Raw genomic sequence first — 16,457 nt, 5'->3', positions numbered from 1 at the left:
TCGGATGACGACAGCGCTTCTTCTTTTTGTCATCGACAAATTCGGTATGAATTTCTCAAAAAATGTGCCATCTGCGCAACATTAATTGACAGACTTTCCCTTTGGGCTTGATTTATACTTATGAAAACAACTATGCAGGAAAGAGAATACGAACCGAAAGGGGACGGACGTGGAAGTTTATTTGGATGCGATTTGGCTGTTGAATTTTTGTTTTGACTTGCTGCTTTTACTGTTGACCGCATTTATGCTGAAGCGGAGGGTTAAAAAGCGGAGGCTGATCTTAGGGGCGCTTATCGCGTCAAGCATCGTTCTGTTCATGTTTACTCCTTTTTCGCCGTATGTCCTCCATCCGGCCGGCAAGCTGTCTTTTTCCATCGTGATCGTTCTTTCGACTTTCGGGTTTAAACGGTTTCGCTTTTTTTTGCAGCATTTGTTTTCTTTTTATTTTGTCACTTTTTTAATGGGAGGGGGAATCATCGGAGTTCATTCTTTGATGGAGACGGACTCGATCATGGAAAACGGCGTCTTTATGACCAATTGGTCCGGATTTGGCGACCCTGTCAGCTGGCTGTTTGTTGCTGCGGGATTTCCGGCTGTCTGGCTGTTTTCCAAAAAGCGTTTTGAGGACGTCGAGGCGAAAAAGATCCAATACGACGAACGCGTTTTGCTAGAGGTGGATGTCGAGGGGCATACGCTTCATTTTCATGGACTGATCGATTCCGGCAACCAGCTCTATGACCCGATTACAAAAACGCCTGTCATGATTGTCAATATCGGAAAACTGAAAAGCATGCTTGGCGAAGATGCAAGCGCGGTTATCATGAAAAACAGCCCGCTTGACGCCGTCGGCCTGCTCGATGACCGGTTTCCGCACATCGGCCGAATCCGCTTGATCCCATACAGGGGCGTCGGCCATCAGCATCAGTTTTTGCTGTGTGTAAAGCCGGATCGTGTGCTCATTTATACGAAAAAGGAGGTTCTTGAAGCGCCCAAATGCCTGATCGGCATCAATACGTCGCCGCTTTCGGCCGACGATGAATTCGATGCGATCGTCCACCCGAAAATGATGTCCGGCCATCCTGTCAAACGCGTTTCGTAAAACCTCGGGCCCCGTTACACTATCATACTCCCGGGGACGCTTATTTAGAAGGGGGAGGAAAATGAAAAAACTAAAATTAAGGCTGACCTATCTATGGTATAAACTTTTAATGAAGCTCGGTTTAAAAAGCGATGAAATTTACTATATCGGAGGAAGCGAAGCACTGCCGCCTCCATTATCGAAAGACGAGGAACAGGTGCTTCTCCATAAGCTGCCAGACGGCGATCAGGCGGCGCGGGCAATTTTGATCGAACGCAATTTGCGGCTTGTCGTATATATCGCCAGAAAATTTGAAAATACGGGCATCAACATCGAGGATTTAATTTCGATCGGCACGATCGGCCTCATCAAGGCGGTGAACACGTTTAATCCCGAGAAGAAAATCAAGCTGGCTACATATGCTTCAAGATGCATTGAAAACGAAATATTAATGTACTTGCGGCGGAACAATAAAATCCGTTCCGAAGTATCGTTTGACGAACCGTTGAACATCGACTGGGACGGAAACGAACTTTTGCTTTCGGATGTGCTCGGCACGGAAAACGACATCATCACGAAAGATATCGAAGCAAACGTCGACAAAAAGCTGTTGAAAAAAGCGCTCGAGCAGCTGAACGACAGGGAAAAGCAAATCATGGAGCTGCGATTCGGCCTTGTCGGAGGAGAAGAAAAAACGCAAAAAGATGTGGCGGATATGCTCGGTATATCGCAATCGTATATTTCCCGGCTTGAAAAAAGGATCATCAAAAGGTTGAGGAAAGAATTCAACAAAATGGTGTAATTTTTTTATAAAAAATTGAAGCATTGGCAGCAAAGGGTTTGTCTGATCACCTGCTTATTTTTGGGAATTCACGATGCATATTTTTCCCACCCGAGGAGATACTGAACTTTGTACAGCAGCTCCTGTAGGGAGGGAAAAAAGTGTCGAGAAATAAAGTTGAAATCTGCGGGGTTGATACATCAAAACTGCCCGTGCTCAAGAATGAAGAGATGAGAAAGTTATTCAAGCAAATGCAGGAAGAAGGAGACCGCTCAGCAAGAGAAAAGCTTGTTAACGGCAATTTGCGCCTTGTCTTAAGCGTCATTCAAAGGTTTAACAACAGAGGAGAATATGTTGATGACTTATTTCAAGTCGGCTGTATCGGACTAATGAAATCAATTGATAATTTTGATCTGAGCCACAATGTTAAGTTTTCAACATACGCTGTACCAATGATCATTGGAGAAATCCGCAGATATTTGCGCGACAACAATCCGATCCGCGTATCGCGGTCACTCAGGGATATCGCGTACAAAGCGCTTCAGGTAAGGGAGCGTCTCATCAGTGAGACAAGCAGGGAACCGACAGCCGAAGAAATCGCCAAAGTACTGGAAGTCCCTCACGAAGAAATCGTCTTCGCCCTCGATGCCATCCAGGATCCCGTATCGCTGTTTGAGCCGATCTATAATGACGGTGGAGATCCGATCTATGTGATGGATCAAATCAGCGATGAGCGGAACAAAGATACGCAATGGATTGAAGAGCTTGCTTTAAAAGAGGGCATGAGACGGCTCAATGAGCGCGAAAAAATGATCCTCAGAAAGCGCTTCTTTCAAGGGAAGACGCAAATGGAAGTCGCCGAGGAGATCGGAATCTCCCAGGCTCAAGTATCACGGCTCGAAAAAGCCGCAATTAAACAAATGAATAAGAATATCCATTAAAGCCGCAGACAACCTGCGGCTTTTACATGTTCACAAATGGAAAATGATCATTCACATTGCCGTCTTTATAAGCTATAATAAAAGAATTATATTTTAATTTATCAGAATATTTACATAAAGAGAGAGGGGCATAACGATGGGTTTACAGCTTGAACAAGCGTCATTAAAGCGAAACGGAAAATGGATATTAAAGGGAGTGGACTGGACCGTAAAGGGTGGAGAGCACTGGGCGCTTTATGGTTTAAACGGCGCCGGCAAAACGGCTTTGCTCAATATGCTGTGCGCATACTATTTTCCTACTACAGGAAGGGTGAACGTACTCGGGCATGAGTTCGGCAAATCGGAGCTCGGCGAAAAACTCCGCCGCAAGATCGGGCTTGTCTCAGCCGCATTGCAGCAAAAGCTCCACCCTGAGGACTCAGCCTTTGAAATCGTCCTCAGCGGCGCATTTGCTTCGATCGGACTGTACCAAACACCGACACAAGACATCAGGAAAAAAGCCATTTCCTTTTTGGAAGAATTCGGGTCGATCGATTATGCGGACAGAAGGTATGAAACGCTGTCACAGGGAGAAAAGCAAAAAGTGCTGATCTCACGGGCGCTAATGGCCGACCCCGAGCTCCTGATTCTTGATGAGCCTGTCACAGGCCTTGATTTTATCGCTAGGGAACAGGTGCTGGAAACGATCGAAAGCATAGCGAAAAAAGAAGGCGCGCCATCGATGCTGTATGTCACTCACCACGCCGAGGAAATTCTTCCGGTTTTCGGCAAAACGCTGCTGCTGAAAAAAGGGGAAGTGTTTGCAAAAGGGAAAACGGGCGAGATGATGTGTGACGACGTTCTGTCCGCTTTCTTTGAAACGCCTGTAAAAGCCGTCTGGACGGATGGCAGGCCGTATTTATCAAAGAAAAAGCCCGCCAATGTGAACGGATAGATTCAAGGAACGGCGGCTGATGAAAGCGGAAGCCGTCTTCTGAATGTCTGTATCAAACAAATGCCGCTTTCCAAATCGGCAAGGTATAAGTTAAGATATAGAAGAACGTCATTAATAAAGGAGTTCATCATCATGATCATCCAATTCATTCGCTACAGATAATAAAAGGTATAGACAAACGAACGGCACCCACACTGTCGGTTTTTTAACAATCCGATTGGGCGGGTTTATTTGTCTATGCCTTTTTCATTTATCTAACAAACGAATGAATGAGGTGTAACATGATGAATAAGAAGTTAAAAAGCGCAGCTCTCATGAAGAGGCATGAGACGATGTTTCAATGCCCGCTTTGCTCCGCAGATATGACCGTTATCGATTTGAAAAGTTTTATTTGCAGAAACAGGCATACATTTGACATTGCAAAAGCAGGGTATCTGAATGTCGTGCAGCATTCTTCCGCTGTCAAATATGACAAGGATTTGTTTGAAGCAAGGAGAGCAATAGCCGCCGGCGGCTTTTTCGAACCGCTCGAAAGAATGGTCACAGACCGGATGAAACAAGCAGGTCTGCCGTCCGGCAAAACCGTTACAATCCTTGATGCAGGCTGCGGAGAAGGCTCTCATTTGGCTAGAATTACCGAAAAACTTCAATCGGGCTCAGGGCTGTCCCTTCTTGGCGTCGGGATGGATTTGTCGAAAACGGGGATTTTGGCGGCAGCCAAGCATGAAAGAGAGGCGATTTGGTGTGTCGCCGATCTGGCAAACGCCCCGTTTCGGAACCGTTCAATCGATGTGATCCTCAATATTTTGTCGCCTTCCAATTATGCGGAATTTAAGCGGCTGTTATCAGACGACGGCATCGTCATCAAAGCGATTCCAAAGGGCGGCCATCTGAAGGAATTAAGGGAAGCCTTCTACGATGCTCCGGAAAAGCCGTCCCGGTCCGACCCGGCAGACCGATTCTGCGCGCACTTTGACCTGAAAGACAGGACGGAGCTTATCTACCGCACTGTTTTAGACCGGCAGCAGCTTCTGCCGCTCATCAAAATGACGCCTTTATCCTGGAACGCAGAGAAGGAACGGATCGCATCCTTTGCCAAAAAAGAATCGGCTTCCATTACCGTTCACCTTGATATTTTAATCGGCGGAAAAAAAGCTGAATAAAGTAACCGAAAAGGCAGTCTAAATGAGAGACTGCCTTTCATATAAATAGAAAAGGACAGCTGATGATAAGGGAGGCGCGCTTAAAAAAGATGATGAACATTTCCGAATTCCAGGTGAAGGATGTCGTCAATGTGTCAAACGGAAAAAAGCTCGGCAGCATCGGCGACATTGACATCAATGTGACAACAGGGAAAATCCAGGCGATCGTGATCGGGGGAACGGGGAAAGTATTCGGATTTTTCGGAAAAGAAGAGGAGATTGTCATTCCGTGGCGAAATATAGTTAAAATTGGGGAAGACGTCATTTTAGTTCGTTTAAGCTAAAACATATTTCAAAAAATACATTTCGTTTAGTTTTTTGAAACGAAACTAAACGAAAGCGGAAAGTTGTGTTAAAATAGGAGCGATATGATGTAAGAATAAGACGTTTGTCGAAAGGCTGATCAGCATGAGTACATATAAACCCTTTCGTCTTGATGCTCCGTCATTGCTTTTGATCGAGGATTGGGATCAGCCGGCGGAAGCCGGCGGAGCGATTACAGCGGGATTTACGACAAAAAACGGCGGGGAAAGTAAGCCGCCTTTTCAATCATTAAATACAGGGCTGCACGTTCAGGATGATGAGCGGCATGTCGAAAAGAACCGAAAAAAGATTGCCGGCTTTCTGCAAACAGATCTCCGTAACTGGGTGTTTGCCGACCAGACGCATGAAGACCGCATTCAAAAAGTGACGCGCGAACACGAAGGCAGAGGCGCTTTCCAATATGACACGGCTTTAGAGGCAACAGACGGGCTTTATACAAATGAGAAAAATCTATTTTTAGCACTCTGTTTTGCCGATTGCGTTCCTGTTTATTTTTACGACCCCGTGCGCTCGCTTGTCGGTGTCGCCCACGCGGGATGGAAAGGAACCGTCAAGGGAATTGCCGGGAAAATGGTTGAAACCTGGGTCACCCGTGAAGGGTCTAATCCAGGGGATATCCAAGCCGTGATCGGTCCTTCAATCGGCGCTTGCTGTTACACGGTGGACGACCGCGTCATCAACAAAGTGAAACAGCTTCCGCTTCAAGAGGAAGACAAAGCTTTTTTGCCGATAAAAGAAGGGGAGTTCCGCCTGGAACTGAAAGAAGTGAACAGGCAGCTTCTTAGACATGCGGGAATTCCCGACGCGCAAATTAAAGTCAGTTCGCTGTGCACAAGCTGCGAGCGCTCCCTGTTTTTCTCCCACCGCAGAGACCGGGGAAAGACGGGACGGATGATGTCCTTCATCGGGTTAAAGGAGGTATAGCTAACAGGTGGATGTAAAAAGCAATCTACGACATATACAGGATAGAATAGACGAAGCGTGTAAAAGGGCGGGAAGATCGCCCGGCGAGGTATCCATCATCGCTGTTACCAAATACGTCTCGCCCGAGAGAGCGAGGGAAGCGCTTGATGCAGGGATCAAGCATTTGGGTGAAAACCGGGATTCCGGGCTGCTTCATAAGCATGAGCTGCTGAAGGATGACGGTCCGGTATGGCATTTTATCGGAACGCTGCAAACGAGAAAAGTAAAAGCGATTATCGATCACGTTTCATATATTCATTCTTTGGACAGGCTTTCGCTTGCAGATGAAATCCAAAAAAGGGCGGGAAAACAGGTTGACTGTTTCGTGCAGGTCAATACGTCCCTTGAGACTTCAAAACACGGCATGGCGAAGGAAGAGGTTCTTCCTTTTGTGAAAAAACTGTCCGCTTATGAAAACATCAGAATCGTCGGGCTGATGACGATGGCCCCGTTTACGGACGATGAGGCGGTAATCAGAAACTGTTTTCGCCAGCTGAGAGAGCTGCGCGACGAGGTTCGGAAGCTGGATCAATGGAACGCGCCGTGCAGCGAGCTGTCGATGGGAATGTCGAATGATTTTACAATCGCTGTCGAGGAAGGCGCGACATTCGTCAGAATCGGATCTTCCTTAGTCGGAAATGAAACTGGAGGTGGACAATCATGAGTCTTAAAAACAAGTTCAAAAACTTTTTTTCCTTAGAAGATGAGGAATATGAATACGAATATATTGAAACAGACAGGGAGGAAATCCCTGAAGAAGAGGAATCAAAAGACAGAACCGCCTACCAGTCAAAAGCGGCTGGGAAGCAGAATGTCGTAAGTTTGCAAAGCGTTCAAAAATCTTCTAAAGTAGTGTTAAGTGAGCCTCGGGTGTACGCGGAAGCCCAGGAAATTGCAGACCACGTGAAAAACCGCCGCTCCGTCGTCGTCAACCTGCAGCGCATTCAGCACGATCAGGCCAAAAGAATCGTCGATTTCTTAAGCGGAACGGTCTACGCCCTCGGCGGCGATATTCAGCGGATCGGATCTGACATCTTTTTATGCACGCCTGAAAACGTCGATGTCTCCGGCACGATTTCCGAGCTCATAGAAGAAGAACATCAGAGGTGGTAAATCATAGATGATCCTACTTTATAACATTTTAAGCTCGCTTTTGACCGTTTATTCCTTTGCGCTGATCATTTACATCTTTATGTCCTGGGTGCCGAACGCCCGGGAAACATCGATCGGCAGGGTGCTGGCATCTTTATGCGAACCGTATCTTGAGCCGTTCAGAAAAATCATTCCGCCGATCGGCATGATTGACATTTCTCCGGTCGTGGCGATTTTCGTCCTGCGATTTGCAGACATGGGTCTTGCTGCGGTTTTCAGAATGCTTTCTTCGATTTAAGCGCTTGTCCTGTAAGGCCGGCGGAATCAAGACTCGCAGCATCTTGAGCGCCGCCTCCGGGATGAGCGGGCAAGCTTTGGGCTTGGCCTTCAAAAGCCGGCCCTCTTTACATAGAAAGGGAAGACGATGAGCGATATTTACCAGCATTTCAGAAAAGACGAAGAGCCATTCATCGACCAGGTGCTCGAATGGAAAAGAATCGTGACAGAACAATACCGGATGAAGCTGACCGATTTTCTCGATCCTCGGGAACAGGTCATTGTAACATCCGTCATCGGCCGGTCGGACGAAGTGAAGCTGGCTTTTTGCGGCGGCTACCCCGAAGCAGAGCGGAAACGGGCCGTGCTTTATCCGGAATATATAGAGCCTGACGCGGAAGACTTTCAGCTTCAGGCCTGGGAAGTGGCGTATCCGGAGAAGTTTGCTTCGATCGAGCATCGCGAGCTTCTCGGGTCGCTGATGGGGATCGGGCTGAAAAGGCAAAAATTCGGCGACCTCATCTTTTCGGGAGAAACGCGGCAGTTTATTTGTTCAGAGGACGTTGCCGATTTCGTTTTTTCCCAGCTGACTCATGTCGGGAGGGTGAAGGTGTCTCTCGAAAAAATTCCGCTGTCAAAGCTTAAAATCCCTGAACAAGATGTCGAAATGAGAGATGACACAGTTTCATCCTTGAGGCTTGATGCACTTTGCTCGTCAGTGAGCAGACAATCCCGGCAAAAAGCGCAGACGCTTGTCAAAAACGGTCTTGTGAAAGTGAACTGGAAGATGGTCGATGATCCTTCTTATTCGCTCGCGGAAGGGGACATGCTGTCTGTCCGCGGATTCGGCCGTTTCACGCTGAAAAGCATTGAAGGGAAAACGAAAAAGGGCAAGTGGAGAGTAACGTTTGCAAAACAAAAATAAGCCGTTTTACAGTTTTTTTCTCCGTCCGGTCGAATTTTGCTTTATAATGTTGAATAGGACGTTTGTACATACAGAAAAATAATGGAGGTGGGCAGAATGCCTTTGACGCCAAATGATATTCATAATAAGACATTTACCAAAGCGTTCCGCGGCTATGATGAAGACGAAGTGAACGAATTTCTGAACCAGGTGAGAAAAGATTACGAAATCGTTCTCCGCAAAAAAACGGAGCTTGAAGCAAAGGTAAATGAGCTTGATGAGCGTCTCGGACACTTTTCAACGATTGAAGAGACGTTGAATAAATCGATTCTTGTCGCACAGGAAGCAGCAGAGGACGTAAAGCGCAGCTCTGAAAAAGAAGCGAAGCTCATCGTCCGCGAAGCTGAGAAGAACGCCGACCGGATCATCAATGAAGCATTGTCCAAATCGAGAAAGATCGCCATGGAAATCGAAGAGCTGAAAAAACAGTCAAAAGTATTCAGAACCCGCTTCCAAATGCTGATCGAAGCGCAGCTTGACCTTCTGAAAAACGACGATTGGGATCATTTGCTCGAATACGAAGTGGACGCTGTCATGGATGAAAGGGAATAGATTTTCCGTTCAATCTTGACATGTTTGTGCCAATTCGCATATAATACGTTCATAAAATCGAGATGAAAAACGTTTGAGAGGGACCGGCATCAATTCCTAAAAAGCAATCGAAGCGACCCGGGGGCGGTGTGAGCCCGGGATTGCCGGAATTTTTGTGAATCAGCCCTCAAGTTTCCTTTCTGAACCTTGCAGTAGGAAAGGACGTCCCATCACGTTACGATGTTTGAGCGGATAAGCCGAAATCAGGCTTATCTAAAAGGGTGGTACCGCGAGATCAAAGCCTTCTCGTCCCTTATGGGATGAAAAGGCTTTTTTTGTTTTACAAAAATGGTTTGGAGGAATGGGAATGGATTACAAAGATACGCTCTTGATGCCGAAGACGGATTTTCCAATGAGGGGAAACCTGCCGAAGCGGGAGCCTGAGATTCAGGAAAAATGGGAGGATATGGACATCTACCGCCTCGTTCAGAAACGGACGGAAGGCAGACCGCTGTTCGTCCTGCATGACGGACCTCCGTATGCGAACGGCGACATCCATATGGGGCATGCCCTCAATAAAATCATGAAGGATATCATCGTCCGTTCCAAATCGATGAACGGCTATCATGCGCCATATGTGCCCGGCTGGGACACCCACGGGCTGCCGATTGAAACGGCCCTTACGAAAAACAAAAAAGTAAAGCGCAAAGAAATGTCTGTAGCCGAATTCCGCAAGCTTTGCGAAGAGTATGCGTGGCAGCAAATCGAAGGCCAAAAAACGCAATTTAAGCGCCTCGGTGTCAGAGGAGATTGGAAAAATCCGTATGTGACGCTAAAACCTGAGTTTGAAGCGCAGCAAATTAAAGTGTTCGGCGAAATGGCGAAAAAAGGCTATATTTACAAAGGCTTAAAGCCTGTTTACTGGTCCCCTTCAAGCGAATCCGCTTTGGCTGAAGCGGAAATCGAATATTACGACAAACGCTCGCCGTCAATCTATGTTGCGTTTGACGTAAAAGACGGAAAAGGCGTTTTGACAAACGGCGAAAAATTCATCATCTGGACGACGACGCCTTGGACGATTCCGGCAAACCTTGGAATCGCCGTGCATCCTGATTTGGAATACAGTGTCGTCGCTTCAGGCGGCTCACGCTATGTCATCGCAAGCGCATTGGTCGACAGCACGGCACAAGCGCTCGGCTTTGAAAATCCGGAAGTCGTCAAGACGGTAAAAGGAAAAGATTTGGAACACATCACAGCCATCCATCCGTTATACGGCAGAGACTCGCTCGTTATGCTCGGCGAGCACGTGACGACAGACGCCGGTACGGGGTGCGTTCATACCGCTCCCGGACACGGGGAAGACGACTTTATCATCGGCCAGAAATACGGCCTTGACGTTCTGTGCCCTGTCGATGAGAAAGGAAATATGACAAGCGAAGCGCCGGGATTTGAAGGACTGTTTTACGATCAGGCCAACAAGGCGATTACGGAAAAGCTTGAAGAAAACGGCGCTTTGATGAAGCTCGATTTCATCACTCACTCTTATCCGCACGACTGGAGAACGAAAAAACCGACGATTTTCCGCGCGACTGCGCAATGGTTTGCGTCAATCAAAGATTTTAGAGACGAGCTGCTCGAAGCCGTTAAGGAAACAAAATGGGTGCCTGAATGGGGCGAAACGCGCCTTTACAATATGGTTCGCGACCGCGGCGACTGGTGTATTTCAAGACAGCGCGCATGGGGCGTGCCGATTCCGGTATTCTACGCCGAAAACGGCGAACCGATCATTACCGATGAAACGATTGAACACGTTTCTGCATTGTTCAGGGAGCACGGATCAAACATTTGGTTTGAAAAAGAGGCGAATGAGCTGCTTCCTGAAGGCTTTACACATCCTGGAAGCCCGAACGGCAAGTTCACGAAAGAGCAGGATATCATGGATGTCTGGTTTGATTCCGGTTCATCCCACCAGGGCGTGTTAGTAGAACGGGAAGAACTGGTCAGACCTGCCGACTTATATCTTGAAGGCTCTGACCAATACCGCGGCTGGTTCAACTCATCGATTTCAACAGCGGTCGCCGTAACCGGAAAAGCGCCGTATAAAGGCGTGTTGTCTCACGGATTTGCGCTCGACGGAGAAGGTCGCAAAATGAGCAAGTCCCTCGGCAATGTCGTCGTTCCGGCTAAAATCATGAACCAGTTCGGCGCTGATATTTTGCGGCTGTGGGTGGCATCTGTCGACTATCAAGCAGACGTCCGCGTATCAGACGCGATTTTGAAGCAAGTCGCTGAAGTGTACCGGAAAATCCGCAACACGTTCCGCTTCCTTCACGGGAACATTGCCGATTTTGACCCGGCAAAAGATGCGGTACCAGTAAAGGATCTCCGTGAAGTGGATCAGTACATGCTGATCAAGCTGAACAACGTTATTGAAAAAGTTAAAAAAGCGTATGAAGAATACGAATTTGCCGCGATCTATCATACGATCCACAACTTCTGCGCAATCGAGCTCAGCTCATTTTACATGGATTTCGCAAAGGATGTCGTTTATATTGAGCATGCCGATCAAAAAGACCGCCGCTCAATGCAGACCGTGTTCTACGAAACATTGGTCGCACTCGTTAAGCTCGTTACGCCGATCCTGCCGCATACGGCAGAAGAAATGTGGAGCCACTTCACATTTGTAACGGAAAAAAGCGTGCAGCTTACCGATATGCCGGAAACGAAAGAAATTCCGAATGCGAAAGAGACGGAAGAGAAATTCGACCGCTTCATGAACCTTCGCGACGATGTGTTAAAGGCGCTTGAAACAGCGCGGAACGAAAAGGTGATCGGAAAATCTTCCGTTGCCAGCCTGACGCTGTATCCAACCGAACAGTCAAGGGCGCTGCTTTCTTCGATCAAGGAAGATTTGAAACAGCTCTTTATCGTTTCCGAATTGACCATCGCCGAAACGGAAGCTCCGGAAGATGCGCAAACGTTTGAGACGGGTCAAATCGTCGTTAAACAGGCGGAAGGCGAGACTTGCGAACGGTGCCGCATGGTTTCTAAAGAAATCGGCCATGATCCTGATCATCCTGAGCTTTGCCCTCGCTGTGCAGAGATCATCAAAACGTATTATTAACATTACTCAAAAAGCGGTTCGGACATCCGAACCGCTTTTTTTGCCTGCTTTCCCAAACCTGACACTGTTTTGAACGTCAGGAAAAATCTTATGGGCTTTGAGATCTGCATTGTCGGTAACACTAAAAGTACAACGATAAAAGCAGGAGTTGATGCAGGAGTGAACGATCAGCTGGCAAACATACAAGACGAACTTCTTCAAATGAAGCAGGAACTCGAATCACGGTTGTTTGAGTATTCCTTTTTTCAGCAGGATTCTCAGGCAAACCTGTCCTATCAGCAGACGACTCTTATATACCATGTGAAAGAAGAACTCCAGGATGTGCTTTTAGCCCTTTCAAAAATAGAAAACGGCACGTACGGGATTTGCGAGGAAACAGGAAAGATGATCCCGTATTCAAAGATGGCCGTTTTGCCGACGGCAAGGACGGCGGATGACTTTTTGTACCATATCCAGTTTGAGAAAAAGACGCTTCCTATTTGGGCTGAAACAGACGAAACGTACGATGAGGCGCTTTATTCGTAATGTTGGAAAGGGGGCAGGCGGTCCGCCCTCTTTTCAGGATGTCAATGATTATTCCTTTACTCCTTTTCTTTTTCTTGATAAAATGCTTAAATGAAGAGAAACAGAAACTGGAGGAACGGTTTGTGCCTTATTACATACTTGCATTGTTTATTATCGGCATCGATCAATTGACGAAATGGCTTGTCGTGAGCAACATGGTATACGGGGAAAGCATTCCTGTCATCGGCAGCTTCCTGCAGATCACGTCACATCGGAATACCGGAGCGGCATGGGGAATTCTGGCCGGGCAGATGTGGTTTTTCTACATCATCACAACGGTTGTGATTATCGGCATCATCTACTACATCCAAAAGCATGCAAAAGGGCAGAAGCTGCTCGGCATCTCGCTCGGTTTGATGCTCGGCGGGGCAATCGGCAATTTTATCGACCGCGTGTTCAGACAAGAGGTCGTCGATTTTATTCATGTGACGATCGTCAACTATCATTACCCGATTTTTAATGTTGCCGATTCGTCTTTATGCATCGGCGTCCTGCTCTTGTTTGTGCAAATGCTGTTAGACGGAAAGAAGAAGAAGGAGCTGTAACATGGAGCAATACGAAATGACCGTTCAAAACGACCATAAAAGCGAACGGATTGATAAATACTTGACCGGGATGGAAACGGACTGGTCGCGGACGCAAGTTCAGCAGTGGATTAAAGAAGACCGCATTCATGTGAACGAAAAGGCTGTCAAAGCAAACTACAAAGTACAGCCGGGCGATGTCGTAAAAGTCGTTGTCCCTGACCCGGAGCCGCTCGACGTTTTGGCTGAACCGATGGATCTCGATATTTATTATGAAGATCAGGATGTCCTTGTCGTTAACAAACCGCGCGGGATGGTCGTCCATCCGGCTCCCGGCCATCTGACGGGAACGCTTGTCAACGGTTTGATGGCGCATTGCGATGATCTGTCAGGCATCAACGGTGTTATGCGTCCGGGGATCGTGCACCGGATTGATAAAGATACGTCAGGGCTTTTGATGGTCGCCAAAAACGATATGGCCCATGAGTCGCTTGTATCCCAGCTTGTCAATAAAACGGTGACAAGGATCTATACGGCGCTCGTTCATGGCGTGATTCCCCATGACCACGGAACGATCGATGCGCCGATCGGAAGAGATAAAAAAGACCGGCAGAGCATGACGGTCACAAGGGAAAACGGAAAGCATGCGGTGACTCATTTCGAAGTGAAAGAGCGGTTTGACGATTTTACCGTGGTCGAATGCCGGCTGGAGACTGGAAGAACCCATCAGATTCGGGTGCATATGAAATACATCGGCTTTCCGCTTGCCGGAGACCCGAAATACGGACCGAAGAAAACGATCGATTTCAACGGCCAGGCTCTGCATGCCGGTGTTTTAGGGTTTGATCACCCGCGGACCGGAGAATATATCGAATTTAAGGCGCCGCTGCCTGACGATATGAAAAATCTTCTCGACAAACTTCGAAATAATCATTGACAGGAGATTTCTTTTTTGAAATAATAAACGAAGTTAGAACAGATTCTTTAACACAGTCCAGAGAGGCTGAGAAGGATATCGGACAAGTGAATGAGTATATTCGCTTTAAAGACCCCTCTCTGCCCGATGCAGAAGGGGTTTTTGTTTTATCCTTTTAACAAGAGATGAGGTGCATCTGTCATGGAAGAACAGGAAAAGGCTGTTGTACTTGACGAACAAGCGATCAGAAGGGCGCTGACAAGAATCGCCCACGAAATGATCGAGCGAAACAAGGGAATGAACAACTGCATCCTCGTCGGAATCAAGACGAGAGGGATTTATTTGGCAAAGCGCCTTGCCGAACGAATCGAACAAATTGAAGGAAACAAAGTGATCGTCGGAGAACTCGACATTACGCTGTACAGAGACGATCTGTCCAAAAAAACGGCCAATGAGGAACCGCTAGTCAAAGGCGCGGATATTCCGGTTGACATTACCGATCAAAAGGTGATCGTCGTCGATGATGTCCTCTACACGGGAAGGACGGTCAGAGCGGCGATGGACGCGCTCGTAGACGTCGGACGGCCTTCCGCAATCCAGCTCGCCGTCCTCGTTGACCGCGGTCATAGGGAGCTGCCGATCAGGGCTGATTTCATCGGAAAAAACATTCCGACTTCAAAATCCGAAAAGGTCATGGTTCAGCTCGAAGAAGTTGACGGCCGCGACCTTGCGGCGATTTATAAAAAATGAATGATCATATCCTTTTTTAAGTGCATTCCAGAGAGTTTGCAAAGAGGGATTAGACGGGATTAGTCACTTCATAGCAGTGACGATTTTGGTCTGCCTCTTTGCGCATATGCAAAGAGGCTTTTTTAATGGTCGTTATCTTTACCGGATTTAAGACATCATAGAAAATGAGTCGATCATCAGGAGGAAAAATTATGAGTCAGAAAAACGTTAACTTAGATGTAAGAGAAGTACCAAAACCGCTGAATTGGCTTTCATTCAGTCTTCAGCATTTGTTCGCCATGTTCGGATCGACCATCCTCGTGCCGAAACTGGTCGGCTTGAGCCCGGGTGTCGCGCTGATTACGAGCGGACTCGGAACACTCGCATACCTGTTGATTACAAAAGGACAGATTCCCGCTTACTTAGGATCATCGTTCGCGTTTATCGCTCCGATCCTTGCGGCTAAAGCGGCCGGCGGCCCTGGAGCGGCCATGATCGGCGCGTTTATGGCCGGGATTGTCTACGGCCTGATCGCTTTATTCATTCAGCGGCTCGGCACGGGCTGGCTGATGAAGCTTCTGCCGCCGATTGTCATCGGACCGGTCATCATCGTCATCGGGCTCGGACTGGCGAGCACAGCGGTTAATATGGCGATGTACGAAAATCCGAATGCCGAAACGCTCGTTTACAGCGCGAAGCACTTCGGAGTAGCCGGGTTTACGCTTGCTGTGACGATCGTATGCGCAATCTTCCTGCGCGGTTTTTTCAGCCTGATTCCGGTACTTATAGGAATCATCTGCGGATACTTGTTCGCCCTCACCCAAGGAATCGTCGACTTTCAAATGGTGGCGGAAGCCAAATGGTTCGCGGTTCCGGATTTCGTTCTGCCGTTTGTTGATTATACGCCGACCACCGCAGCTGCCGTCATCGGACTGGCCATGGTGCCCGTCGCATTCGTAACCATGTCTGAGCATATCGGACACCAGATGGTTCTAAGCAAAGTCGTCGGCCGGGATTTCATTAAGAAGCCCGGGCTCCATCGCTCAATCTTAGGAGACAGCGTCGCGACGATGATCGCTTCTTTCATCGGCGGACCGCCGACAACGACATACGGAGAAAACATCGGCGTTTTGGCGATCACGAGGGTCTTCAGCGTGTTCGTCATCGGCGGAGCCGCTGTCATTGCATTGTGCTTCGGCTTCGTCGGCAAAATTTCCGCGCTGATCAGCTCGGTTCCTTCAGCCGTCATGGGAGGCGTGTCCTTCCTGCTCTTCGGCATCATCGCATCAAGCGGGCTCCGCATGCTGATTGACAATAAAATCGATTTGGAAAACAAACGAAACTTGATCATTTCATCCGTCATTCTCGTCATCGGCGTCGGCGGCGCATTCATCAAAATCTCCGGATTTGAGCTGTCCAGCATGGCGCTTGCCGCAATCGTCGGCGTGATCTTAAACCTTGTCCTGCCGGAATCAAAAGAAGATCAGGGTGGGACAGAAGCTTAAAAAACGTAT

General features: G+C 47.8%; 18 protein-coding genes and 1 other annotated feature. All 18 genes read left to right on the top strand.

From position 1 onward, the window contains the following. The first annotated feature begins 169 nt into the window (after window positions 1–169). The 18 genes from spoIIGA to pyrP all read left to right on the top strand — a co-directional run bounded on the left by spoIIGA (window position 170) and on the right by pyrP (window position 16,448). The gene (gene spoIIGA / locus AB447_RS12985) at window positions 170–1,099 is read left to right on the top strand and encodes a sigma-E processing peptidase SpoIIGA (protein ID WP_048353122.1); all 930 of its coding nucleotides are present in this window, start codon (window positions 170–172) and stop codon (window positions 1,097–1,099) included. A gap of 61 nt (window positions 1,100–1,160) precedes the next feature. Further along, entirely contained in the window at window positions 1,161–1,880 is a 720-nt protein-coding gene (gene sigE, locus AB447_RS12980) for an RNA polymerase sporulation sigma factor SigE (RefSeq protein WP_003181573.1), read from the top strand. Between the two features lie 140 nt (window positions 1,881–2,020). Further along, window positions 2,021–2,800: an RNA polymerase sporulation sigma factor SigG gene (gene sigG / locus AB447_RS12975; protein ID WP_048353123.1), complete on the top strand. Its 780-nt coding sequence runs from the start codon at window positions 2,021–2,023 to the stop codon at window positions 2,798–2,800. Between the two features lie 136 nt (window positions 2,801–2,936). Then, a complete protein-coding gene (locus AB447_RS12970) occupies window positions 2,937–3,734 on the top strand; it encodes an ABC transporter ATP-binding protein (protein ID WP_048353124.1) in 798 nt (265 codons plus the stop codon). A 284-nt stretch (window positions 3,735–4,018) separates the two neighbouring features. Beyond that, window positions 4,019–4,897, top strand: coding sequence for a putative RNA methyltransferase (locus AB447_RS12965; RefSeq protein WP_048353142.1), 879 nt, complete (start codon window positions 4,019–4,021; stop codon window positions 4,895–4,897). 89 nt (window positions 4,898–4,986) lie between these two features. Continuing rightward, window positions 4,987–5,220: a YlmC/YmxH family sporulation protein gene (locus AB447_RS12960; RefSeq protein WP_046130773.1), complete on the top strand. Its 234-nt coding sequence runs from the start codon at window positions 4,987–4,989 to the stop codon at window positions 5,218–5,220. A 124-nt stretch (window positions 5,221–5,344) separates the two neighbouring features. Further along, window positions 5,345–6,184, top strand: a complete 840-nt coding sequence (pgeF, locus tag AB447_RS12955; protein WP_048353125.1) for a peptidoglycan editing factor PgeF — start codon at window positions 5,345–5,347, stop codon at window positions 6,182–6,184. A gap of 7 nt (window positions 6,185–6,191) precedes the next feature. Next, on the top strand, window positions 6,192–6,887 hold the full coding sequence (locus AB447_RS12950) for a YggS family pyridoxal phosphate-dependent enzyme (RefSeq protein WP_048353126.1): 696 nt from the start codon (window positions 6,192–6,194) through the stop codon (window positions 6,885–6,887). Next, window positions 6,884–7,336: a cell division protein SepF gene (sepF, locus tag AB447_RS12945; protein WP_048353127.1), complete on the top strand. Its 453-nt coding sequence runs from the start codon at window positions 6,884–6,886 to the stop codon at window positions 7,334–7,336. Before AB447_RS12950 ends, sepF begins: the two co-directional genes overlap by 4 nt. A 7-nt stretch (window positions 7,337–7,343) precedes the next feature. Beyond that, complete coding sequence (locus tag AB447_RS12940; RefSeq protein ID WP_048353128.1) at window positions 7,344–7,613, top strand: YggT family protein; 270 nt, start codon at window positions 7,344–7,346, stop codon at window positions 7,611–7,613. Between the two features lie 126 nt (window positions 7,614–7,739). Beyond that, complete coding sequence (locus AB447_RS12935) at window positions 7,740–8,516, top strand: YlmH family RNA-binding protein (RefSeq protein WP_048353129.1); 777 nt, start codon at window positions 7,740–7,742, stop codon at window positions 8,514–8,516. Window positions 8,517–8,612: 96 nt separating this feature from the next. Then, window positions 8,613–9,107, top strand: coding sequence for a DivIVA domain-containing protein (locus AB447_RS12930; protein ID WP_046130711.1), 495 nt, complete (start codon window positions 8,613–8,615; stop codon window positions 9,105–9,107). 63 nt (window positions 9,108–9,170) lie between these two features. After that, window positions 9,171–9,403 (top strand) — a binding site (T-box leader). Between the two features lie 50 nt (window positions 9,404–9,453). Then, window positions 9,454–12,210 carry an isoleucine--tRNA ligase gene (ileS, locus tag AB447_RS12925; RefSeq protein WP_048353130.1) on the top strand — a complete coding sequence of 919 codons (2,757 nt, stop codon included), beginning with the start codon at window positions 9,454–9,456 and terminating at the stop codon, window positions 12,208–12,210. Window positions 12,211–12,369: 159 nt separating this feature from the next. Next, window positions 12,370–12,735 (top strand): TraR/DksA family transcriptional regulator, encoded by a 366-nt coding sequence (locus tag AB447_RS12920; RefSeq protein ID WP_048353143.1) that lies wholly within the window; start codon window positions 12,370–12,372, stop codon window positions 12,733–12,735. Window positions 12,736–12,779: 44 nt separating this feature from the next. Continuing rightward, window positions 12,780–13,319: a signal peptidase II gene (lspA, locus tag AB447_RS12915; RefSeq protein WP_236809822.1), complete on the top strand. Its 540-nt coding sequence runs from the start codon at window positions 12,780–12,782 to the stop codon at window positions 13,317–13,319. A 1-nt stretch (window position 13,320) separates the two neighbouring features. Next, window positions 13,321–14,235, top strand: a complete 915-nt coding sequence (locus AB447_RS12910) for an RluA family pseudouridine synthase (RefSeq protein ID WP_048406809.1) — start codon at window positions 13,321–13,323, stop codon at window positions 14,233–14,235. Between the two features lie 180 nt (window positions 14,236–14,415). Continuing rightward, window positions 14,416–14,964, top strand: coding sequence for a bifunctional pyr operon transcriptional regulator/uracil phosphoribosyltransferase PyrR (gene pyrR / locus AB447_RS12905; protein WP_048354661.1), 549 nt, complete (start codon window positions 14,416–14,418; stop codon window positions 14,962–14,964). Window positions 14,965–15,155: 191 nt separating this feature from the next. Then, complete coding sequence (gene pyrP, locus AB447_RS12900; protein ID WP_057957600.1) at window positions 15,156–16,448, top strand: uracil permease PyrP; 1,293 nt, start codon at window positions 15,156–15,158, stop codon at window positions 16,446–16,448. Window positions 16,449–16,457: the final 9 nt, after the last annotated feature.

The organism is Bacillus glycinifermentans, from assembly GCF_001042475.2.
Taxonomy (GTDB): Bacteria; Bacillota; Bacilli; order Bacillales; family Bacillaceae; genus Bacillus; species Bacillus glycinifermentans.
Note: the sequence above shows the minus strand (reverse complement) of the source record. Positions and strands in the feature narration are given on the sequence as shown.